Annotated in this window: 1 pseudogene; it reads right to left on the bottom strand. The window is 53.3% G+C overall.

Annotated elements, in window-relative coordinates:
- Window positions 1-240: pseudogene (locus AC5ZFO_RS48330) on the bottom strand (hypothetical protein); the annotation flags it as partial.
- Window positions 241-392: the final 152 nt, after the last annotated feature.

Below are 392 nucleotides of genomic sequence, written 5' to 3'. Positions count from 1 at the left end.
GACATGATCGAGATTCAACGTGCACACGCTGAAGTTTTCGCCTTGCTGCGCAGCCGATACGATCGAGTTCACCGCTTCGGGAAGTGAACCAATGTTGATGGAGATGCCATCAACATTGAGATTGGATGTCGCAGGCTGCGTCTGTATTTCCGGCATGTCGATCTCCAGGTGCGAGAGAAGCCGAGGTGCGCTGATGGAAGTCGTCGGCATGCTCAATGCTTGTGCGATGGGAACTCGCATCTCGAAGACTCTTCCTCGACGAGCGACGTCACGAAATAGAACTATTGCGTCGCAACGATGGCGATGCCGCTGTGCAAAAATGATTCAGCGCAACGAATGCATTCACTTGATGGAGAGCAGCCATGCAGATGTCGCGACGAAGTGCACTTGCC

Source organism: Bradyrhizobium sp. Unk1 (assembly GCF_059512345.1).
The sequence above is the reverse complement of the archived record's forward strand: the minus strand, read 5'-3'. Positions and strand labels throughout refer to the sequence as shown.